General features: G+C 71.0%; 18 protein-coding genes. 12 read left to right on the forward strand and 6 right to left on the reverse strand.

Translation table 11 applies throughout. From position 1 onward, the window contains the following. The 4 genes from ACFY2B_RS17235 (at window position 1) to ACFY2B_RS17250 (ending at window position 6708) form a co-directional block, all read left to right on the forward strand. Window positions 1–1233, forward strand: coding sequence for a hypothetical protein (locus ACFY2B_RS17235; protein WP_390763933.1), 1233 nt, complete (start codon window positions 1–3; stop codon window positions 1231–1233). A gap of 278 nt (window positions 1234–1511) precedes the next feature. Then, window positions 1512–3005, forward strand: a complete 1494-nt coding sequence (locus tag ACFY2B_RS17240) for an SCO6880 family protein (protein WP_390763934.1) — start codon at window positions 1512–1514, stop codon at window positions 3003–3005. A 263-nt stretch (window positions 3006–3268) separates the two neighbouring features. Next, window positions 3269–4882 (forward strand): ATP/GTP-binding protein, encoded by a 1614-nt coding sequence (locus ACFY2B_RS17245; protein ID WP_390764082.1) that lies wholly within the window; start codon window positions 3269–3271, stop codon window positions 4880–4882. After that, a complete protein-coding gene (locus ACFY2B_RS17250; protein ID WP_390763935.1) occupies window positions 4879–6708 on the forward strand; it encodes a type IV secretory system conjugative DNA transfer family protein in 1830 nt (609 codons plus the stop codon). Before ACFY2B_RS17245 ends, ACFY2B_RS17250 begins: the two co-directional genes overlap by 4 nt. A 176-nt stretch (window positions 6709–6884) precedes the next feature. Here ACFY2B_RS17250 and ACFY2B_RS17255 read toward each other — a convergent pair whose 3' ends face one another. Then, window positions 6885–7265: a hypothetical protein gene (locus ACFY2B_RS17255; protein WP_390763936.1), complete on the reverse strand. Its 381-nt coding sequence runs from the start codon at window positions 7263–7265 to the stop codon at window positions 6885–6887. 189 nt (window positions 7266–7454) lie between these two features. Between ACFY2B_RS17255 and ACFY2B_RS17260 the strand changes: the two genes are divergently transcribed. The 3 genes from ACFY2B_RS17260 to ACFY2B_RS17270 all read left to right on the forward strand — a co-directional run bounded on the left by ACFY2B_RS17260 (window position 7455) and on the right by ACFY2B_RS17270 (window position 9224). After that, window positions 7455–8492, forward strand: coding sequence for an NlpC/P60 family protein (locus ACFY2B_RS17260; protein ID WP_390763937.1), 1038 nt, complete (start codon window positions 7455–7457; stop codon window positions 8490–8492). A 123-nt stretch (window positions 8493–8615) separates the two neighbouring features. Next, window positions 8616–8810 (forward strand): type II toxin-antitoxin system VapB family antitoxin, encoded by a 195-nt coding sequence (locus ACFY2B_RS17265; protein WP_390763938.1) that lies wholly within the window; start codon window positions 8616–8618, stop codon window positions 8808–8810. Between the two features lie 3 nt (window positions 8811–8813). Next, entirely contained in the window at window positions 8814–9224 is a 411-nt protein-coding gene (locus ACFY2B_RS17270; protein WP_390763939.1) for a PIN domain nuclease, read from the forward strand. 325 nt (window positions 9225–9549) lie between these two features. On the opposite strand, the gene ACFY2B_RS17275 is transcribed toward ACFY2B_RS17270, so the two are convergent. The 3 genes from ACFY2B_RS17275 to ACFY2B_RS17285 all read right to left on the reverse strand — a co-directional run bounded on the left by ACFY2B_RS17275 (window position 9550) and on the right by ACFY2B_RS17285 (window position 12399). Next, a complete protein-coding gene (locus ACFY2B_RS17275; RefSeq protein WP_390763940.1) occupies window positions 9550–10485 on the reverse strand; it encodes a hypothetical protein in 936 nt (311 codons plus the stop codon). Between the two features lie 217 nt (window positions 10486–10702). Beyond that, the gene (locus ACFY2B_RS17280) at window positions 10703–11254 is read right to left on the reverse strand and encodes a DUF4913 domain-containing protein (RefSeq protein WP_390763941.1); all 552 of its coding nucleotides are present in this window, start codon (window positions 11252–11254) and stop codon (window positions 10703–10705) included. Window positions 11255–11385: 131 nt separating this feature from the next. Beyond that, window positions 11386–12399 (reverse strand): hypothetical protein, encoded by a 1014-nt coding sequence (locus tag ACFY2B_RS17285; RefSeq protein WP_390763942.1) that lies wholly within the window; start codon window positions 12397–12399, stop codon window positions 11386–11388. A gap of 211 nt (window positions 12400–12610) precedes the next feature. On the opposite strand from ACFY2B_RS17285, the gene ACFY2B_RS17290 reads away from it, so the two are divergent. The 3 genes from ACFY2B_RS17290 (at window position 12611) to ACFY2B_RS17300 (ending at window position 17152) form a co-directional block, all read left to right on the forward strand. Next, the gene (locus ACFY2B_RS17290) at window positions 12611–13162 is read left to right on the forward strand and encodes a hypothetical protein (protein ID WP_390763943.1); all 552 of its coding nucleotides are present in this window, start codon (window positions 12611–12613) and stop codon (window positions 13160–13162) included. 124 nt (window positions 13163–13286) lie between these two features. Then, window positions 13287–14876: a glycosyl hydrolase gene (locus ACFY2B_RS17295; RefSeq protein ID WP_390763944.1), complete on the forward strand. Its 1590-nt coding sequence runs from the start codon at window positions 13287–13289 to the stop codon at window positions 14874–14876. A gap of 224 nt (window positions 14877–15100) precedes the next feature. Continuing rightward, window positions 15101–17152: a hypothetical protein gene (locus ACFY2B_RS17300; protein ID WP_390763945.1), complete on the forward strand. Its 2052-nt coding sequence runs from the start codon at window positions 15101–15103 to the stop codon at window positions 17150–17152. Window positions 17153–17161: 9 nt separating this feature from the next. Here ACFY2B_RS17300 and ACFY2B_RS17305 read toward each other — a convergent pair whose 3' ends face one another. Beyond that, the gene (locus ACFY2B_RS17305; protein ID WP_390763946.1) at window positions 17162–17566 is read right to left on the reverse strand and encodes a DUF3592 domain-containing protein; all 405 of its coding nucleotides are present in this window, start codon (window positions 17564–17566) and stop codon (window positions 17162–17164) included. Window positions 17567–17892: 326 nt separating this feature from the next. Between ACFY2B_RS17305 and ACFY2B_RS17310 the strand changes: the two genes are divergently transcribed. Continuing rightward, window positions 17893–18765, forward strand: coding sequence for a LysR family transcriptional regulator (locus tag ACFY2B_RS17310; protein ID WP_390763947.1), 873 nt, complete (start codon window positions 17893–17895; stop codon window positions 18763–18765). Window positions 18766–19090: 325 nt separating this feature from the next. Here the strand turns inward: ACFY2B_RS17310 and ACFY2B_RS17315 are convergent, their stop codons facing one another. Beyond that, a complete protein-coding gene (locus ACFY2B_RS17315) occupies window positions 19091–20455 on the reverse strand; it encodes a PLP-dependent aminotransferase family protein (protein WP_390764083.1) in 1365 nt (454 codons plus the stop codon). 179 nt (window positions 20456–20634) lie between these two features. On the opposite strand from ACFY2B_RS17315, the gene ACFY2B_RS17320 reads away from it, so the two are divergent. Beyond that, window positions 20635–21288 carry a LysE family translocator gene (locus ACFY2B_RS17320; protein WP_390763948.1) on the forward strand — a complete coding sequence of 218 codons (654 nt, stop codon included), beginning with the start codon at window positions 20635–20637 and terminating at the stop codon, window positions 21286–21288. Window positions 21289–21319: the final 31 nt, after the last annotated feature.

Below are 21319 nucleotides of genomic sequence, written 5' to 3' on the forward strand. Positions count from 1 at the left end.
GTGACGTGCAGCTCGGGCAATCCCGTCCTGGACTTTTTCCTGGGCTTCTTCTCGATGCTCACCGACCCCATCGGTGGCATCATGGACATGATCTCCAAGCTCGTCCTGGCCGCCGCGATCTCGGTGTTCGGGGGGTTGGTCAACAGTATTCCGACCCTGACGGGCACGGACTCGTCCAAGGACATCAACAGCGCGTCACAGTGGATCGTGGTCTACCTGGCGGTGGGCTCGCTGGTCTTCGCCGCCTGCCGGATGGCGATCGAGCGACGCGGCGACGCGGGCACGACCGCCCTCAAGGGCATCATGCGCGTCGTCCTCGTCTCCGGCGCCGCCACCACCGTGGTGAGCGCCGCGGCCGGCCTCTCCGACCGTTACTCCCAGTACCTGTTCGACCTGGGTGCGAAGAAGCAGCTGGAGTCCATCGGCAGCTGCTCGTCCGGCGGCATCGACAATGCCTTCCTGATGCTCATACTCGCCCTGCTGCTGCTGCTCGCCGGGATCATCCAGACGATCCTGCTCTACATCCGGCTCGGCGTGATGATCGTGCTGCTGGGCACTCTGCCGCTGGCCGCGGCGGCCTCGATGACCGACTGGGGCTCCGGCTGGTGGCGCAAGCACATCGGCTGGATGGTCGCCTGGCTGTTGTACAAACCCGCGGCGGCTCTCGTGATGTACTCGGGCTCGGTGTTGATATCGAACACGAAGCCCGGCACGGCCAACGCCAGCGAGCGCATCGCCGGCATCGGCGTCATGCTGCTGTCCGCCGTCGCCCTGCCCGCGCTGCTCAAACTCATCGTGCCCGCCACCGCGGCCCTCGGCGGCGGCGGTTCCATGTCCGGGATGTCGCAGGCCGGCAGCGCGCTGGCCTCCGGTGCCCGCTCGATCGGCGGCGGCAGCGGCAGCGGCGGCAGCGGCGGCCGGGGCAGCATGGGCCCGAGCGGCGCGTCCGGCACGGCCGGTGGCAGCGGCTCCAGCGGTTCCGGCGGTTCGTCCGGCGGGAGCGGCCCGAGCGGTGCCGTCGGCAAGGCCGCGGCGGCGCGGACCGGCGGCGCGGGCGCGACCGGCGCCTCGGGTTCCGGCGCGGGCGGCGGATCGGCAGCGAGCGGAGCCGGCCGGGCGGCCGGTGCGGCCGGGCCCGCGATCACCGCGGCGGCGACCGTGGCGAAGGTCGTGAAGGACACCGCGGTCTCCGGGGTGAGCGGGGCCAACGGCGATGCGGGGTGGAACAAGTGACCGCGTCGCAGACGTTGACCCGTACGGCGTCCGGCTGCTCGCCGCAGGACGCCGACGGCGATCGGAGGCACCACCCCTGATCCCTGGACGACGGTGGCCACGCCCGGCACCCGAACTCGACGGCAGCGTGCCCACTCGGCACCCGTACGTCGCCGCCGTCCCCCGGCCGACCGCCGGACTCCCCTTCCCCCGGGGGGAGTCCGGCGGTCTCGTCCGCCCTCCCTTATCCACCGTCACCCTCGCCGTCCTCCCCTCCCCCATGAAAGGAGACCGACCTCATGTCCACGGAATCCGCTACCCATCCGACCTACGGGAACTGGCGCAGGCCAAGGCGGCCGGGGCTCGGCCCGCTCGGGCTCGTCGGCACCTTCGGCGTCTTCGGCGGGCTCGTCATCGTCCTGCTGGCGTCGCTGGTCTCGCTGTTCCTCGCGCTGTTCATCCTGGTCCCCCTCGTCATCGCCCTGGCGCCGCTCACCATCCGCACCCAGGACGGCCGCAACATCTACCAGCTGATCACGCTGCGTATCGGCTGGCGCAACCGCAAGGCCAAGGGCTCGCACCTGTACGTGTCCGGTCCGCTGTCCTCCCGGCCGGGCGGCCGGTTCCGGCCACCGGGCCTGCTCAACAAGGTCACCTCCTCGGAGGGCCGGGACGCCTACGACCGGCCGTTCGGCGTGCTGCACCACCCGGCCCGCAACCTGTACACGATCGTCCTGGGCTGTGACCCCGACGGCGGTTCGCTCGTCGACCCGGACCAGGTCGACGTGTGGGTGGCGCTGTGGGGCGAGTGGCTGGCCCGGCTGGCCCACGAACCCGGGCTGCGCGGCGCCTCCGTGATCGTGGAGACCGCCCCCGACCCGGGCACCACGCTCGCCCACGAAGTGCTGCCCCGGATCCGCGAGGACGCCCCGGCCGCCGCCCGCGCCGTGATGGAGGAGGTCGTCGAGCGCTACCCGCACGCCTCCTCCGAGATGCACACCTACGTCACCCTCACCTACGGGGTGCCCGCCGGGCAGCGCCGCAAGAAGGACGACGTGATCGCCGACCTCGCCATCCGCATCCCGGGCCTGCTCAGCGGGCTCATCTCGGCGGGCGGCGGAGCCGCGTACCCGCTGTCGGCGGAGCGGATCGCCGAGGTCGTCCGCGTCGCCTACGATCCGGCCGTCGCCGCCGACGTCCTCAACGCCCGTGCCGAGCACGGCGGAACGGGCCTGGAGTGGGAGGACGCCGGACCGGCCGCCGCCGTCGAGACCGTCGGCAGCTACCAGCACGACTCGGGGGTGTCCCGGACCTGGCTGCTGACGCTGGCGCCGCGCGGCACCGTACGGTCCTCGGTGCTGCGCGGCCTGCTGGAGGCCGCCCCGGGCACCCGCCGCAAGCGGGTCGCGCTGCTGTACCGGCCCATCGACGCGGCCACCTCGGCCCGCATCGTCGAGTCGGACCGGCGCAGCGCCCAGTTCATGGCGACGTCCGGCAAGGGCATGGTCCAGGCCCGCGCGGCCTCCGAGGTACGGGCGGCGGAGCAGACCGCGGCCGAGGAGGCGGCCGGCGCCGGTCTGGTGGAGTTCTCGCTGATGCTGACCGTGACCGTCGACGAGATGAGCGAAATGGCCGACGCGAGCGTCGCCATCCGCAACCTGACCGCGGCCTCCCGGGTGATGATGCGGCCCGCCGACCGGATGCAGGCGGCGGCGTTCTCCTGCACCCTGCCCGCCGGGATCCTCCCGTGGGAGCAGACCCTCATCCCGCACGAGATCCAGGAGGCGCTGTGAGCCGGCGCAGCGACCAGAAGAAAGCCGAACGCGAGGACCGGCTGGCCGAGCAGCGGGCACGCAGCGTGCTCACCGCGGAGCGGTCCGGTCAGGACCCGTCCTGGCTGGAACAGGACGTCAAGAACGGCAAGGGCAGCGGGTCCAAGGCGAAGCAGAGCGCCAAGGGGAACGCCGGCGGCAAGCAGAAGAAGCCGTCCCGCCCGAGGGAACCGTACGTCCCGCCGCGCGGCTGGAACGGGGTGGGTGGCGGACGCGTCGGCTTCATGGACCCGCCGACCATGTGGCGGGCCACCACCGTGCAGGCGTGCGGCATGTGGCCGTTCGCCGCCGGTTCCGGCTCGCCCATGACCGGAGTGCCGCTCGGGCAGCACCTGTTCACCGGCGCCACCGTCTGCGGCGACCCGCTGAGCTGGTTCACCCGGGCCCGTTACATCTCCAACCCGTCGCTGTTCATGCTCGGCATGCCGGGCCTCGGCAAGTCCACCCTGATCAACCGGATGCTGATCGGTCTGGCCGCGACCGGTGTGGTCCCGCTGGTCCTCGGCGACCTCAAGCCCGACTACGCCGACACCGTCCGCGCGCTCGGCGGCCAGGTGATCTCCATCGGCCGCGGCCGGGGCGGCATCAACGTCCTGGACCCGGGCGCGATGGGCGCGGCGGCGGCCAGGATCGGCGGCGAGGCGGGCGAGGTCCTGAAGGCCGAGACGCACGGCCGTGTGCTGAACATGGTGGCCGCGCTGATCACCATCGTGCGCGGGCGGCCCATGGACGACCACGAGCAGTCCGTGCTCTCCGCCGTCCTGCACCATCTGCGCGAGCGCACCCCCGCCGGTCACGCACCGCTGCTGCCGGATCTGCTGCGGGTCCTCACCGAGGGCCCCGACCGGGTGCGTGCCGTCACCCTGGACCGCGGGTCCGACACCCGCTACCGGGACGCCGTCGACCCGCTGCACCGCTCCCTGCTGGGCATCCTGGACGGGCCGCTGGGCGACACCTTCGCCTCCCCGACGTCCACCCGCATCGACCTGAACTCGCCCGCCGTGTGCATCGACATCTCCGGGATCGGTGAGGCGGACACCCAGCTGACCGCCGCGGCGATGCTCGCCGCCTGGTCGGACGGGCTCGGCACGGTGGCCGCCTCGCACGCCCTCGCGGACGCCGGACTCACGCCCCGGCGCTGGTTCTTCACCGTCCTCGACGAGCTGTGGCGTCCGCTGCGTGCCGCCTCCGGCATCGTCGACCGCATCGACGCGCTCACCCGGCTCAACCGGTCCCTCGGTCTCGGCGACGCCAAGATCACCCACACCCTGAAGGACGCGGAGGCCCTGGGCACCGACTCCGACCGGGCCAAGGCGCGCGGTTTCGTGGAGCGGGCCGGGATGGTGGTCTGCGCCGGACTGCCGAAGACCGAGATGGAGGACCTGGGCCGGGTGGTGGGACTGTCCCGGCGGGAGATCGAACTGGTCTCGTCGTGGTCCTCGCCGCCCGGCTGGAGCATGACGGGCGAGAACGAGGAACCGCCGGGCCGGGGCCGCTTCCTCATCAAGGTCGGTGGCCGGCCCGGCATCCCCATCAAGGTCGCCATCACCGACGCGGAACGCGACCTGCACAACACCAACACCCGCTGGACACCCAACGACGCGGAGGACGCGGGAGGGTCCGCGGCGGCCCTGGCCGAGCAGGTCAAGCGGATCGCCGAACTGGGTGCGGTCCCGGGTCTGCCCGAAGGCTTCGACCTGAGCGGGCTGCCCGACGCCGCCAGGGCCGCGGATCTCGGCGCACTGCCCGGAGCCCCCGGCTACGGCACGCGCCCCGGCACACCCGGCGCACCCGCGACCCCGGCGAGCCAGCCGAGCAAGCGCAGGAGGACCACATGAGCGGGCGTCCCGGCGGCGGCATGGACTCCCAGGTCTCCTGGGCGATCGTCGCTCTCTTCGGGGCCGTCCTCAGCCTGTTCACCCTCGTGTGGGCAGGCGGCACCCTGGGCGCCGGCATCACCGGCCACGGCTGGCACGCCCCGCCGTACTCGCTGTCCACCCTGGGTGGCCTGGCCGGCGGCGACACGGCCGGGCTCTGGCCCGGCGCCCCGGCAGCCGCCGTCTACGGGGGCATGCTCGGCATGCTGGCGCTCCTTGCCGTCCCCGCCGCCTTCGTCGTCCGGTTCTTCATCGCCCGCGCGGGCAACAGCGCCACCAGGAGCCTGGCCGGCCGCCGTGAGATGGCCGCCATGTGCCCCAAGGGCATCGAGGCCCGCGCCCGTGATCTGCGCCCCACCCTCAAGGGCCGCGGCCAGTTGCACCCGGACGAGACCGGCAACCTCCTCGGCGACCTCGAACCCCGCGGCCCGGAACTGCGCAGCAGTTACGAGGACGTGGAACTGGACCTGATGGCGCCCCGCGCGGGCAAGTCCACCGGTATCGCCGTGCCCCGCGTGCTGCGCGCGCAGGGCGCGGTCCTGCTCACCTCCAACAAGTCCGACGTGTACTCCGTCACCCGCGCCGAACGCGAGAAGGCCGGCAAGGTGTGGACGTTCGACCCGCAGGGCATCGCCCACACCCCGCGTGAGATGTGGTGGAACCTGCTCGGCGAGTGCCACACCATCGAGGCGGCCCGCCGGCTCGCGGGCCACTTCGTGGCCTCGGTCAACGACGACACCGCGAAGAAGGACTTCTGGATCTCGGCCGCCCAGAACACCCTCACGGCGCTGTTCCTGGCCGCCGCCCGGGGCGGCGCCTCGGTCCAGCACCTGCTCGGCTGGCTCGCCGACCCCGCCGACCGGATGCCGATCGACCTGCTGCGCGACGCCGGTCTGGTCGCGATGGCCGAGCAGTTGCAGGGCACCATCCGGGGCGCGGTGGAGACCCGGGACGGCATCTACGAGACGGCCCGGCAGACCGTCTCCTGCCTCCTCGACCCCGAGATCCTCGGGTGGGTCACGCCCGACCCCGACACCCCCGAGTTCCGCCCCGACCAGCATGTCCTCGGCAAGGACACCCTCTACCTCCTCTCGAAGGACGGCGGTGGATCCGCGGCCGGGGTCATCGCGGGCATCGCGGACGCGACGATGCGGGCGGGCGTGGTCGCCGCCGAGCGCATGGGCGGCCGGCTCGACCCGCCGCTGACCGCGGTCCTCGACGAGGCGGCCAACGTGTGCCGCATCTCCGACCTGCCCGACCTCTACTCGCACTTCGGTTCCCGCGGCATCAACGTGGTGACCCTGTTGCAGAGTTACCGGCAGGGCGCGCGGGTGTGGGGCGAGATCGGGATGGACGCGCTGTGGAGCGCGGCGACCGTGAAGCTGCTCGGCGCGGGCCTCGACGACGCCGACTTCGTGCAGAAGATCTCCACGCTGGTCGGCCAGCACGACGTCAAGACCCCGAGCATCTCCCGCAGCAAGGACGGCACGTCCCGCTCGTACTCCTACCGCCAGGAGGCCGTGCTGCCCCCGGACCGCATCCGTGCCCTGCCCAAGGGCACCGCGCTGCTGCTCGCGACCGGCGTCAAGCCCGCCTTGATCAAGCTGCGCCCCTGGTACAAGGAGCCCGGTGCCGACGCCATCTCGGCGCAGGCGAAGGCGGAGGCGGCGGCCATCACCGAACGGGCCGCACGCCGGCTGATGGGTCCGGGCATGAGCCCGGACCCGGGCACGGGCGTGAGCTTCGACAAGCCGGGCCCGGCCGAGTGGGACGGCGCACCCGCCTGACCGAACGCGGCGGACGCGCCCGCCCGCACGCGCGGGCATGCGTGGCGGACGCGCCCGCCCGTAGCCGCAAGCGTGCGGCGGGCGCGCCTGCTCGTACGCGCAAGGGTGATCGGCGTCCACGCCCGCCGGCCCGACCCGGACGCGGGCGCCCGCCGGTCGCCGTAGGCGACCAGGTCTCAGTGGGCGACCGCGACCGCGGTGCCGAACATCACGGTCGAGGTGAAGAACCAGCCGAACGACGGTGCCAGCAGATGGCACACGTTCCACAGCCGGGCGTCGGTGGGCTGGTCCCGCCGGTACACCACCGGCACGCTCCGGCCGACCCGCGGCAGCCCGCACAGCGGCCCGTACTTCCCCGGGTCGAGGAGAAGGTCACGTCCGAAGTGGTCGGAGAACCGTACGAGCCCGCCGATCCGCCGGTCGGCGGGTGCCCGGGGCGTCACGACCCCCATGACCCGCAGTCCCCGCGCCCACAGGCGCACCGCCGCCAGCACCGCCCTGAGGGCGGCCACCAGGGAGCCGACGCCGAAACCGATGACGAGCGCCTGAAGCACCACATCCGACAACATACCGCTCCCTCACCGGCCGACGACCTTGTAGTCACAACGGAAACGCACACCACTCCGGTTCACACTCGTCCCATTCGCCCCTGCCTGCCTTGAACCACGGCGGTTCGCATCCCGTTGTGAGGATGCCCCCTGCCGCCGCCTGACATGCGGCGCCCATGAGAGGAGCCCCTGGCCCCGATGACACGGACCCCGCGCGTACCAGGCCGCCGGACGATGGTGGCCGTCGCCCTCGCCTGTACGGTGACGGCGACGGTCCAGCAGCAGCCTGCCCGTGCCGAGCCGACGACGCTGGCCGAGGTACAGGCCGAACTGGACCGGCTCTACCACGACGCCGAGGTCGCCACCGACAAGTACAACGCCGCGAACGAGAAGGTGACCGCGCAGCAGAAAAGCGTGAACAGGCTCACGACACAGATCGACGCGGCCGAGAAGAAACTGACCCAGCTCACCTCGCTCGCCGGGTCCGCGGCCCGCGCCCAGTACCGGGGCGGCGGCCTGCCCGCCGAGGCGCAGTTCCTCCTCTCCCCCGACCCCGCGCTGGCCCTGGACACCGCCGCCATGACCCGCCAGGCGCAGCTGACCACCCAGAACGTGCTGACCGCGCTGACCGAGACCCGCGAGGAGCTGACCACCCGCAAGGCCGACGCGTCGGACCAACTGCGGCGCCTGACGGAGAGCCGCAAGGCCAAGGCGGCCGAACGCAAGACGATCGAGAAGCGCATCGACGACGCCCGGCAGCTGGAGGCCCTCCTCTCGGCCCAGCAGCGCCGCGACCTGGAGGCGCTGGACCGGAAGACCGCCGGCGACTCCCAGGACAAGTGGGAGAGCACCGGCATCCTCAAGAAGGTCGGCACCGAGGCCAGCGCCGCCGGCCGCAAGGCCATCGCCTTCGCCACCAGCCAGATCGGCAAGCCGTACGTCTGGGGCGCCCAGGGCCCCAACTCCTTCGACTGCTCCGGGCTCACCTCCCAGGCGTGGCTGGCCGCGGGCATCCCGATCCCGCGCACCTCCCAGGAACAGTGGCGCCAGCTCAAGCACGTCCCTGTCGAGAGCATGCGCCCCGGCGACCTGATCATCTACTTCTCCGGCGCCACCCATGTCGCCCTCTACATAGGCGACGGCCAGATCATCCACGCCCCCAGGCCCGGACGCTGGGTGACGGTGGCACCGGCGGGGTCGATGGCGATCCTCGGGGTGGTACGGCCGGATGCATGAGGGTGGCGCCGTCGGCTCCGCCCTTCTCCGGTGCGCCGCGGAGCACCTCGCGCATAGATATCGAACGATTCAAGAAAATGATATCGTTCCGATGCAATCACCTGAGTCAAGGAGGCCGCCTGCATGTCTCGTACTGTGATTGACCTCGACGACGAGGCCACTGCCGAACTGATGGCGCTCTACAACATCAAAAGCAAGGCCGCAGCCGTCAGGCGCGCCATAGACGAGGCTGTCAAACTCCATCGTCGACTGGCGTTCATGGACGCCATCGACAGCGGGGAAATCGACCTGACGTACGACGCGCGGAAAGCCGGCTGATCTGTGCGCTACCTGATCGACAAGTCGGCTCTGGCCCGCCGCACAAAACCGGCTGTCCGAGGCGTCTTGGACCCACTGGTTCAACGTGGTCTCCTCGCAGTGACCGGAGCGGTGGAGATCGAGATCCTGTACTCGGCGCGCAACCCGGAGGAGGCCGGGAAACTCCGCTACTGGCTCGCCGGATTCGATCACTTGCCTTGCCCGGATGAATGCTGGGACCGAGCCAAAGAGGTTCAGGCCCGGGCCACTCGCACAGGAAACCACCGAGCGTTGTCGATGGCGGATCTACTGATCGCAGCCACTGCTGAACGTCACCGCGTTCCTGTCCTGCATTACGACGAGGACTATGAGCAGATCGCCAACATCACTGGCCAGGCTCACGAGTGGGTTGTGCCGGCCGGTACCGCTGACTGAGCGGCGAGCCTCACGTCCTGGCCGTCGGCAACCGGCGCGACGTCTGTCGATGGCTTCCCTGAGACGCCCGAGTTGTCGGGTCTGCTGCGGACGCCCGGGTGCGACACCGTAGGGAAGGGCGGAGCCTACCCCCATCGGAGCTGCCCGAGTGGGAGTAGGCGTTGCGATCCTTGGGTGCGGCGCGCTGTCGACATCCCGCCCCACGAGCAACGAGAACGACCACTACGCGCGGTCCCGGCCCCCGGTGAACGGAGCTGACCGGACCCGGGCACCGCGGCCGTCGGGCGGGCAATTCACCAGAGCGCCTTCGCCACCGGCCGAATCACTAGCGACTCGGACCCTGGGAGGTGTTCCTCTGGCGGTGCTCACTCCTCGCCGATTGGCGGCGCTGAGGCTGCCGTCCATCGGGCGTCCCGCTGGTCCACTGGGGGTTCTGCCCCTCACGCGCGTAACGAGCCGTCAGCGAGTTCTGCGGTGCCGCGTCCGTGGGCGAGTGCTGATCCGACGACGTCCCCGACCCCGAAGACACGAACGGGGTCGTGGTGCCGAAGCCCTCCCGAATGGACGTCAACGGTGCAACGCCCGCGTCCCGCCGGTGGTACGTGGGCCTGCGTTGGGTGGTGGTGTCGACGCCCGGCGGCTGGAACGTCGTGCTGCGGCTGAGAGAGAGGTCTTGGTCGTACGGCGTCTGCACCGGCGTCTGTCCCCATCCGAGGAGCGGGTCATTGGGGCGCAGCGTCCAGTTGTTGACGGCCTTCGCGTGGGCCGCCTTCTGCTCCTGGTGCGACGGCCCGATCGCGAGGGCGGCAGTCGCCGCGGCTTTCTCCACCAGACCGGCGTATGGTTCCACCACCCCGCCAGCCAGGTTCGTGGCTCCCGCCCCGAAGTTCACAGCCTGCGTCGCCGACCTCAACGCGTCTCCGGCCATATCCCAGCTGATTCCCTCCTCCCTGAAGGTCTGGAGAGCGGACTTCACGTTGTCGTGCACGTCCGCGGATTGCGTGGCCAAATGGATGCCCTGGCCGACCTTTCTGGCAATCTTCCCACCGGCCTTGATCATCGGGTCGGCGGAGAGATTCTCGGCCGCCGTGCCTCCCAGGACGATTAAGGAGGCGGTGACCTTGGCGTATCTGATGACGTCCTTGCGGTTCTCCGCCACCCATTGCTTCTGCTGTTCCCACCACGTCTGCACCTGCCAGCCGTCCCGGCCACCAGGGAAGACGGCGTAGGAGGTGTTGTCGCTCGGGTCCTGGAAGAGCACGGGCTGGTTGGCGGAATCAGGGGTGGACGTGAAGCTGGGAGCTCCCTGTGAAGATCCGGAGGAGGAGCGTCCTCCCCCTTCCAATCGCCTTAAGTCAGATTCCCATTCCCTTTCGGATCTTTCCGGCATGTCCGAGTCCTTCCCGTAGCAGGAATTGCTTGGCGGCGAACTCAACGGAACAGGAACGCGGACGGTTCAAGCTTCAAGCGGGCCGGGTTCAGCGCCTGACGCCCCCGGGCGCAGACCGAGGCGGCGCAGACCGAGGCGGCGGGGGCGGAGGCGGCGGAGGCGGGGGCGGTCCGAACGGGTCGACGGCGTCGACGGGAGGTGTCTCCTTGCCGCGGTGCATACCGGGCTTGCAGCCGGCGAAGGGGCCCTGCGGGTCGCGCAGGGTGCCCATGACCGGTGACAGGTGGTCGCGGTGCCACATGGCGGGGCCGCTCGGCGTGGAGCCCGGACCGGTCAGTTCGCCCCAGGCCAGCCAGAGACCGTGGAGCTGGGCGACGGCTTCGGGGTGTTCCCACCAGCGGGCGCACCAGGGTGCGGTGGAGCTGACCTCCCTGCCGTAGACCGGCAGCAGCACATGGTGGGTCCACAGGGTCAGCTGACGCAGCGCCTGCACATACTCGGGACCCTCCTTGTAGAGGATGAACAGCGGCGGCGGGAGGGGTTCCTGCGGCGGAGCGGGATTCCCCGTCCCGGCGCCGGGATCCGCACCGCGGGGGGCGTCCCGCCCGGCCTCGGTGGCTTCGGGGTTCTGCGTCGACATGGCTGGAAGGGTCCTCCGTAGGTCGGGCTCACTTGGCGGTTTCGGTCGTCAGGCGGTGTGCTGCGCCGCCCGGCCGTGGAGCACAACGGAGGGGCGGCGGAGGGGGTTCAGCGCGGAGCCGGACGAACGGGTCACCGCGCGGGGGCCTGATTTCTCGCGGCCATCTTTGTGGGGTGCCAGGGATTGTTCGAACCCAGCTCTTTATCGGGCGTCTGGGACTGGGTGGTACGCGCCGTCGTCGCCGGGTGCTGCTGGTTGGCGATCCGCACTGCATCCGAGCCGACCAGGGATTGCGGGAAATCGTATGCGCGTTGGTCGGGGCTCACCCGGGGGGTGGTGTTTCCGGCGGCGGGCTGTTGCAGCTGATCGACCTTGGCCTCACGAAGCGCGTTCAATGCGTGAGCGTCAACGGTCCTACCGTCTCTCGGACCCGACATACGGGCTCTGGGATCGCCCACTTGCCGGCTTCCCGACACGGGCTTGCTGATGCCACCCCGGGCGTTTATCCGCCCGGTGCTGTTCGGCTGCCTGGTCGAGGCGGCCCGACTTCTCGCCGTGGACTCCTGCCCCCGCGCCGCGCTCCTCTCGTTCGTCGACTGCGCGGGATCGCGGAGGGCGCCGCGGGCCGCGGCATTACCTCGGGAACCGTTGCGCCATGCCTCCCGGGATTCGGCATTGGCGACAATCGCCTTGACCAACGGCATGCGTTCCGGTGATTTCCTGAACTCTCCGTGCAACTGCTTGTCGGCCTTGAGCTGGCGCAGCACCTCGTCCTCAAATGCCTCACGCTGGCCGGGATCAAATCGTGTGATCGCCTCGCGAATGTAGTGCAGCGCTTCGGCCGACGACATCTCGGCAGTGTGCTGCTGGCCGGGCGCGTAACCACCCTGACCGGGCCCGTACCCGCCTTGGTTCACCGGACCGCCCTCGAACGAGGCGGCTCCCGACCGTGGCCGACGGCCCATGAGTTCGCGGATCGCGTCCAGCAGCATCCGCGCCAGGTCGTCGAACGTCGACTGCTGGCGATTGCGATGCTCGGACTCGGCCCTGAGCACATCACGCGCCATCGCTCGGCGCTGTGCGTCGTTCACCTGCACGGTGTTCGCCTGCTCGGTGCCCTGGGGATACGGGTCGTCGGTCGCCATGGTCGCCCTCTCTCCTCGATACTCTCGCGGCCGGTTCCGGTGCATCGGCCTCTTGCGTCACGTCTGCCGACACGGGACACGACGGATGGCGCGGGCGAACGGTTCAACCACGGCCCTCTGCTCACGGCTGAACCCCGAACCGAGGCGGTGCCGTTGTAATGCCCAAGGGCGTTCATCGGGCGCACCAGGGCAGACAAAGAAAGGACCGGACATGGACAATCGTCCAAGTAAGGGTGCCTCGGACGACTACTTGCGTCTGAACCAAGGCACGGGCAGGCCCTCGTACAACTACTCCCAGAGCACACAGCAGCCGGAGGAAAGTGTCCGCTCCAACAGCAGCGGGCAGCAATCTCCGCCCGCCTACGAGTCTCCGACTCCCTTCTACCCGGGAAATTTCAGGGACGCGCGCAGCGACACGGCCTACGGCTACCCGTCCGCGCTCGATCGAGCAGAGACCCAGATCCCCGAGGACTCCATCGACCGCGGCTTCGCCGCCCGCCGCTATCACAGTGATGACGCCAACCACCCCCAGTTCGGCATCCCCGCCGACCAGGCATGGTTGAACAGGGGAATGACCGGGAGCCCGACGGCCATGTCACCGGGGTGGGCCACCCCGCCCCCGGCCAATCAGGACGTGGCCCGCGCCCTGCGCGACAGCCAGCCGTTCCAACGGCCCGTCACCGCCGACCGGAGGGCGCACTCCGACCAGCCGCAGGGCCACCAGAACCGAAAGGCGACGCAGCACAAACCCAAGACCCGATAAACCCACCCCTTCCACAGTCACACCCGGAAACGGTGAACCATCCGCCCCTCGCATCCGTCGTGCCTGCGCGGGCGGTGTCCCATCGGACCAGCCGGCCCGCGCAAGCTCGACCGAGAGGCATTCCATGCGCAGACGCACCTCCTTTCTTCTGGCCTTTTTACTGGTCATAGTCGGTGTTTCCGGTACCACGTGGGCCATCCAGTCCCAGCGCTCGGACAACACCAAGATCAACAGCAAGTCGGCCGCCGACGTCGGCGGTGCCGACCACACCGTCACGTTCGAGAACAGGACGGACGGCCGCATCTGGGTCGGCAGCACCGTCAACGCCGACGGCTCGGCCGCGATCACCGGGCTGCCCACGCTGGAGCCGGGCCAGTCCGCCACCATCACCATCCCCGAGCACGCCGGTGCCGGGCACTGGCGCGGCACCTTCTTCGCCCGGCAGGGCTGCGCGGGCGAATCGGGCAGCACGTTCCACTGCGCGGTCGGTGACTGCGGGCCGTTCGTCGACCACTGTTCCACGGGTGAACAGCCCACCGGTCTGGCCGAGTTCAACTTCGACCCGGCCGACTCGCTGGCGCCCTGGTACGACGTCAGCTACGTCAACGCCGTCGCCACGCCCGTCACCATCACGCCCAACGACGTCCCCGTGCCCGAAACCGGCTCGTGTGCGCAGGCGGGCTGTGCGGACGATCTGCTGTCGAGCTGCCCGGCGGACAACCTCCAGAAGGACGGCTCGGGCAAGCCGCTGGTGTGCGTCAACCCCAACCGGGACGCCAAGACGCCCTACAGCGACAACGTCAACCAGAAGTGCCCGAAGGCGTACGCCTGGTCCAAGCAGGACGCCGAGCAGGGCAACAAGGTCATGTACCAGTGCACCCAGTGCAACGGCATGACCGTCGCCTTCGGCAACGGCTCCACGCAACCGCCCGCCGAATCGGATCCGCCGGCGCAGCAGCCGGCCCCCCCGGCGCAGCCGGTGAACTCCGGCCGCAAGGGCATCAGCCTGAACCCGGTCGACGGCGCCTCCGAGGCGCTCGCCGACTCCAAGGCGTCCTGGTACTACAACTGGGACGCCGCTCCGGGTCCGGTCACGGCGCCCCCGGGTGTCGAGTTCGTCCCGATGATCTGGGGCGAGGGCTCCATCGTCGACGCCAAACTGGGCCAGGCGAACAAGTACGGCAAGGAACTGCTCGGCTTCAACGAGCCGGACAATCCCGGGCAGTCCAACCTGACGGTCGACAGGGCTCTGACCCTGTGGGGCTGGATGTCGATCACCCACATGCGGCTCGGCGCGCCGGCCGTCTCCTACGGCGCTGACGTGCCCGGGGGCTGGCTGGACCAGTTCATGCAGGGAGTGCAGCAGCGCGGTCTGCCCCAGGTCGACTTCATCCCGTTGCACTGGTACGGCGGGGACTTCGGGCCTGACGCGACCAACCAGCTGCGCGATTATCTGCAAAGGGTCTGGGACCGGTACCACAAGCCGATCTGGCTGACCGAGTACGGTCTGACCGACTTCTCCTCAGGGACTCCTCGCTACCCCAGCGAGCAGCAGCAGGTCGACTTCATCAAGTCGTCGACGCAGATGCTGGACAGTCTGCCCTTCGTCGAGCGCTACGCGTGGTTCACGCTGTCCACCCAGACCGCCCCGACCGGTCTGTACAACGGAACGACCCCGAACGCCAGCGGCCAGGCATACCGCGACGCGAACTGAGTCGAAGGCTGAACGCCTTCAGCCCATGTGCGGGGCGGCCCTCGGCCCAGTAACTCGCCGTGACCCATCCAGGGTCACGGCGAGTTTGCATTCGGGGGAAATCAATTGGGAGACAAAACCTCGGGAATTGAACCGTTTCCCCGCCGGTCCCGTTGCCCTTCGCGTGGTCTGCCTCGGCAGACCCGACGGGGGAGATCGACCGGGAAGGTCAGGAGGAAATGGGCATGAACCGGGACGAAGAAACAGGTGAACCCATCATGAAAGGCGGCCACGATCCGGGCGGGGAACCCGTGGACCTCGACAAGTCGGCATCCGCCGGAGAGGCGTCCGCACCGATCCCCCACTTCGCGGTGGTCGTCTCCGGCGACGGCTCCGCCGCCATCAACGGCGAACCCGTGCCGACGGCGGACGGCGAGTCGGCCGACACCGCGATCCTCGACGCGCTGCACCGCCACGCGCAGGACCGCGGCACCACAGTGACGGCGGCCATCTCCGACCCTTCGGCGGGCTACGTCGGCTACGTCGAGGTAGCCCCCGACGGTTCGAGCAGGCTGCTGGAGCAGCACGAGGAACCGCATCCGGAACCGGACCAGCCGTCCGGCCACACCATGGCACCGCCGGCACCGCCGGCACCGGACGTGGATCCGGCGGCGCCCGAGTACGGGCACGGGGACGCGGACGCGGACGCGGAGAGCAACGGGTACGCGGACGGGGACGCGGAGGGAGAGGAATACCGGGGCGAGGAGGAGTACGAGGACGCGGAGGACGACGAGTACGAGGGCGAGTACGAGGGCGAGTACGCGGGCGCCTACGACGCCTCGGCCGAGGGCGAGGACGCGCGGGCCGCGCACGCCGGTCCGGGGCCGGACGAGCACGCCGAGGGGGGACTGGCCGACGACGACTACGGCCTTCTCAGCGACGACGACCCCCGTGCCGATGCCCCCGGCTACGAACGGGCCGAGGACGGCCCCGACGGCCAGGACTACTTCGCCGACCTCTCCAAGCCGGGCGATCCCGCCCACCAGAGCGACCTCGGCCTCGACCCCGATGACCTGAACGATCCGAGTGATCCGCACGGTCCCGGCGACCTCGACGACGGCTTCCGCCACGAGCACGAGCACGAGAACGAGCACGAGGACGAGGACGAGTACGAATACGAGAACGAGCACGAGAACGAGAACAACGAGTACGGGGACAAGGAGAAGTACGGGGACGAGTACGGGGACAAGGACGAGTACGAGGACGAGGCGGCGTACGCGCTGCCGGAGCCCACGGGGTCGCCCTTCGAGCCCCGCGTCACCATTCCGACGCCGGGGGCGGTACGTGACCTGGACCCGGAGCCGGACCCGGAGCCGGAGTCCGAGCTGCGGTCCGAGGCGGAGTCAGGTCCGAAGTTCCGCCGCAGCAGCAACACGCGGCAGTCGGACGACGAGTACACGCCGCCCGGCCTGCTCAACCGGCCCCTGGTCGTCGGTCCGGTGGCACTCATCGTGGCCGCCCTCGTCATCGTCCCGCTCGTGATCCTGGGCAGCGGCGGATCGGGCGGCGGGAACCAGAAGCAGACCGCGAGTTCCAACGACGAGTCGTACAGCCCCACTCCGGGCGGAACGCCGACGGCCACCGCGTCCCCGTTCATGTTCACCCCGGCGCCGACGCCCCCGGCCACGGCCACGGCCACGCCCACCAAGCCGAAGGCCAAGTCCACGCCCAAGACCGCGCCGGGCCCCGGTACGGTCACCGTGACCGCCCAGGCCCCGCGCGTCACCAAGACCGTGATCGCGGCTCCCCCGCAGGACACCGCCGCCGACGCCGTGAAGCGGCTCGCCCGGAACGACCCCTCGGGACGGCACATCTGCTATCGCGCGTACGTCGGAAGCGGCTGGCAGAAGCCGGTGTGCGACGGGACGATGGCCGGCACGACGGGCAGGAACCTGGCGATCAAGGCCCTCAACATCTCGACGTACGGTGTCTCCGGCTCGGCCGCGAACGCCTTCCTGCACGACCCGAAGTCGACCAACGGCCAGGGCCACTGGCAGCCGAACTGGACGGCCGTCACCGGCAGCGGCAAGGACTTCTACATCGGCAGCGGGAAGAAGAGCGCCCCCTACATGACGGGCTTCGCCATCAACGTCGGCAGCGGCCAGGTCTGCCAGGTCGTCCACCTCCGTGGCGGCAACTGGGGAGACCAGTACTGCAAGAACGCGCGCCCCGATTACAACTTCGGCGGCACCCTCGACAACAACGTATGGCTGGAGGCCGTCAAGTTCACGGTGTGACCGGAACGGTCACAGCAGGACGATCGCCACTCCGAAGGACAGGAAGATCGCCGAACCGGCCAGCAGGAACACCACCGGGCCCGTCATGTGGCGCCACATCAGCACCCGGGCGGCCTGGGAGTCGTGGGCCAGGTAGACCACCGGGACCTCCCGGCCGGTCGGCAGATTCATCCCGCTGCCCCGCATCCGCGTGGTGAACTCCACGCGGTGGCCGCGCCGGTCGGCGAAGGCGATGACGGGTGCCCAGGTGGGGCCCGAGTCGCCGCTGCGCACCCGGACGTTGTCGACGACGACGCCCCGTGTGCGTATGCCGTGCCGGCGCAGCCGCCGTACCGTGGTCGCGTCCCGCAGCCCCAGGGTCAGGAGCAGCATCGCCGCCGCTCCGCACGCCACGACACCCATGGTTTTGGACATCCTGTCGCCTCTTTCCGTCGCGTCTCGTCCCGTCCCGGACTCGGTTCCCCCAGGGAATGGGAACGCGCTTTCCGGCCGTTCGGTTCTACGTCGGCCGACGCGGCGGCTTCCGCGGAGGCCGCCGCGTCGGCCTCTGCGGCGGCTTCCCCGGCGATTTCCACGGCGGCTGCCACGGCGGCTGCCATGGCGGCTTCCGCGGTCCGGCATCGCCGCCGTGTCCCGGCCCGGCCGGTGCGCTCCGATGGCCGGACCTGTGGTTGTCTCCGAGACTGACAGCCCAGGCACGTGACCGGCACGGCCGGCGTCCCCCGGGCGGAGGAGTGGCCATGGATCTGCGGCAGATGGAGGTCGTCGTCGCGGTCGCCGAGGAGGGCGGGTTCAGCGCGGCGGCCCGGCGGCTGCACATCGTGCAGTCCGCGGTGTCCGGCACCGTACGGGCGCTGGAGCGTGAGCTGGGCGCACCGCTGTTCCACCGCACCACGCACCGGGTCTCCCTCACCGCCGTCGGCGCGGCCTTCCTGCCCGCCGCGCGGGCCACCCTGCGGGCGGCGGAGGAGGCACGGGCGGCCGTCGACCTCGCGCAGGGGGAACTGCGCGGCGAGATCACGATCGGCGTGATGCAGGGCCTGTACGCCGGCCTGGCCCCCGCCCTGGCGGGCTTTCACCGCGAGCACCCGGGCGTGACGGTGCGGCTGCGTCAGAAACCGGCCGGTCAGATCCCGCAGGGTCTGCGCGACGGCATCCTCGATCTGGCCGTCGCCGCGCTCGAACCGACGCAGTTGCGCGGGCTGACCACCCGGCTGCTGGCGCGGGAGGAGATGGTCCTGGTGACCGCGCCGAGCCCGGACCCGGCGCGGGCCGCGGCGGAACGGCCGGTGACGACGCTGGCCGAGGCGGCGCGGCTGCCCCTGGTGGGTTTCCCGCCGGGCTGGGCGATCCGGCACGCGGTCGACCGGGCCTTCCGGGCGGCCTCCCTCGAATACAGCGCGACGTTCGAGGTGAACGACATCATGGCGGCCGTCGACCTGATCCGGCACGGACTGGGCGTGAGCATCATGCCGCCGTCGATGGCGGCCTGGTTCCCCGAGCTGCCGACGCGCCCCTTCGCCGCCCACGCCCCGACGTGGACGCTCAGGCTCGTCCACACCCGCGCGGAACAGCCGCCCGCGGTCACCGCGCTGCTGCGCCACATCAGGTGACCGGCTCTGCTCACCGGGCTCAGGTGACCGGCTCAGCTGACCGGGCTCAAGTGACCGGCTCAGCTGACCGGGCTCAGGTGTCCGGGCCGGATTCCCCCGGTCCGGCGGTGTGGCGGGTCACGGCGGCGTCCGCCGTCCGGTGGCCGAACGCCGGCGCCCGGATGACGCAGACCGCGAGCGCGATGCGGTGTTCCCTTCGCCTTTCCACCCCGCCGGATGCCCGGTCTCCGAGCCTCGGGCCGTTCCGGGCGCACGGCCAGACGACGGACGCCTAACGGGTGAGGACCCTCCGCGCGACCGACCGCTTCCCGTACCTTCCCGTACCTCAGCTCTCGCCCGGTTCCTCCGGGGCGGAGCGGGCCAGGCGGGCCAGGGTGGTGAGCGCGTGGGCGAGGACGTCGGGCGGGGGCGAGGCCAGGGCCAGGCGCACCGCGGCCGGGGTCCGGGGTCCGACCGCGAACGCGCCGGCCGGCACCACCCCGATGCCGTGCCGCGCGGCCGCCGCGACGAACGTGTCCGTACGCCACGGGCGTGGCAACCGCCACCAGCAGTGGTAGGAGTACGGCTCGCTCCGCACGGCGAAGCCCGCCAGGCACCGGCCCGCGATCTCCTGGCGTACGGCCGCTTCCCGCTGTTTGGCCGCGACCAGTTCCCGTACCGCCCCGGCGCGTTGCCAGCGGTCGGCCGCCTCCACGGCGAACCGCATGGGCGTCCAGCCGCCCGAGCGCAGAGCGGTGGCGATCCCGGCCGCCAGGTCGTCGGGCGCCACCGCGTAGCCGAGGGTCAGGCCGGGGGCGACGCGCTTGGAGAGGCTGTCGATCAGTACGGTCCGCTCGGGCGCGCGGGCGGCGAGCGGGGGCAGGTCGTCGCGCAGGAAGGCCCACACGGCGTCCTCGATCGCGGGGATGCCGAGCCGCCCGAGCACCTCGGCCAGCGACTCCACGCGGGGCGCGGGCATCGAGCAGGAGAGCGGGTTGTGCAGCCGCGGTTGTACGTAGAGGGCGTGCAGCGGGGCGGCGGCGTGGGCGTCCGCCACGGCCTCGGGCAGCAGCCCGGCGTCGTCCATGGCGAGCGGCACCAGGGTGATGCCGAGCCGGGCGGCGACGGCCTTGACGACGGGGTACGTCAGTTCCTCGACGCCAAGCCGGCCGCCCGGCGGGACCAGCGCGGTGACGGCGGCGGTGAGGGCCTGCCGGCCGTTGCCCGCGAAGAGGATCCGGGCGGGGTCGGGGCGCCAGCCGCCGCGGGCGAGCAGGTCGGCGGCGGACTCCCGGAGGGCAGGCGGGCCGGAGGCACCGGACGGGCGCAGCGCCTCCGCCAGGGCGTCGGGCCGCAGCAGTGGGCCGAGCGCCTCGGCGAGCAGCGCGCTCTGGCCGGGCGCCTCGGGGTAGTTGAGTTCCAGGTCGACCCGGCCGGTCGCGGGTTCGGTGAGGGCGGGGGCGGCGAGCGGGGCGGCGGCGCGGACGAAGGTGCCGCGGCCGACCTCGCCCACCGTCAGTCCGCGCCGGGCCAGTTCGCGGTAGACGCGGGCGGCGGTGGAGTCGGCGATGCCGTGCCGCCGGGCGAACTCGCGCTGCGGGGGCAGCCGGTCACCGGGGCGCAGCAGCCCGGCCCCGATCTCCCCGGCCACCCCGTCGGCGACCCGCCGGTAGTCCTTGCGGTGATCACTGCGGCAGCCGTCCGGGGACATCCGCCGGCCCGCATCCCAGTCGTCTTTCACGTCATTCCCCAACTCCCCCGCACCTCCACTGCCATGCGTACGGCTTCCACCCCACCACAGAATTGCACCGAGAGCAATTTCCCTATTGCACCGATATTCCACGGGGCAATATTCTCGCCGCCGGATGGAAATCGAGAGGAGAGACCTCCATGGTGGAAACCAGCGGCCTGCTCGGTGTCGCGGCCGTGGCCCTCGGCATGGTCCTCGCCCCGGGACCGAACATGGTCTACCTCGTCTCCCGCAGCATCACCCAGGGCAGACGCGCCGGAATGATCTCCCTGGGCGGCGTGGCACTCGGCTTCCTGGCCTATCTGCTCGCCGCGAACCTGGGCCTGTCGGTGGTGTTCGTCGCCGTACCCGAGCTGTACGCGGCGGTGAAGCTCGCCGGTGCCGCCTATCTCGCCCACCTCGCCTGGAACGCGCTCAGGCCCGGCGGCCTCTCCGTCTTCGCCCCGCAGGACGTGCCCCCCGACTCACCGCGCAAGCTGTTCACGATAGGGCTGATGACGAATCTGCTCAATCCGAAGATCGCCATCATGTACGTGTCCCTCATCCCGCAGTTCGTCGACCTGGACCGCGGACACGTCCTCCTCCAGGGCCTCGTCCTCGGCGCGGTGCAGATCGTGGTCAGCGTCGCGGTCAACCTCGCGATCGTCCTGACGGCCGGCGCGATCGCCGTCTTCCTCGCCCGCCGCCCGTCCTGGCTCAGGGCGCAGCGCTACCTGATGGGTACGGTCCTCGGCGGCCTCGCCGTGTCACTCGCCCTCGACACCCCCGACGCCGCCCACGCGGGCGCGCGATGAGGATCCGAGCCGTCCCGCGGCGTTCTTCCTC

It is taken from the genome of Streptomyces sp. NPDC001270 (assembly GCF_042896695.1).
Classification (GTDB): Bacteria; Actinomycetota; Actinomycetes; order Streptomycetales; family Streptomycetaceae; genus Streptomyces.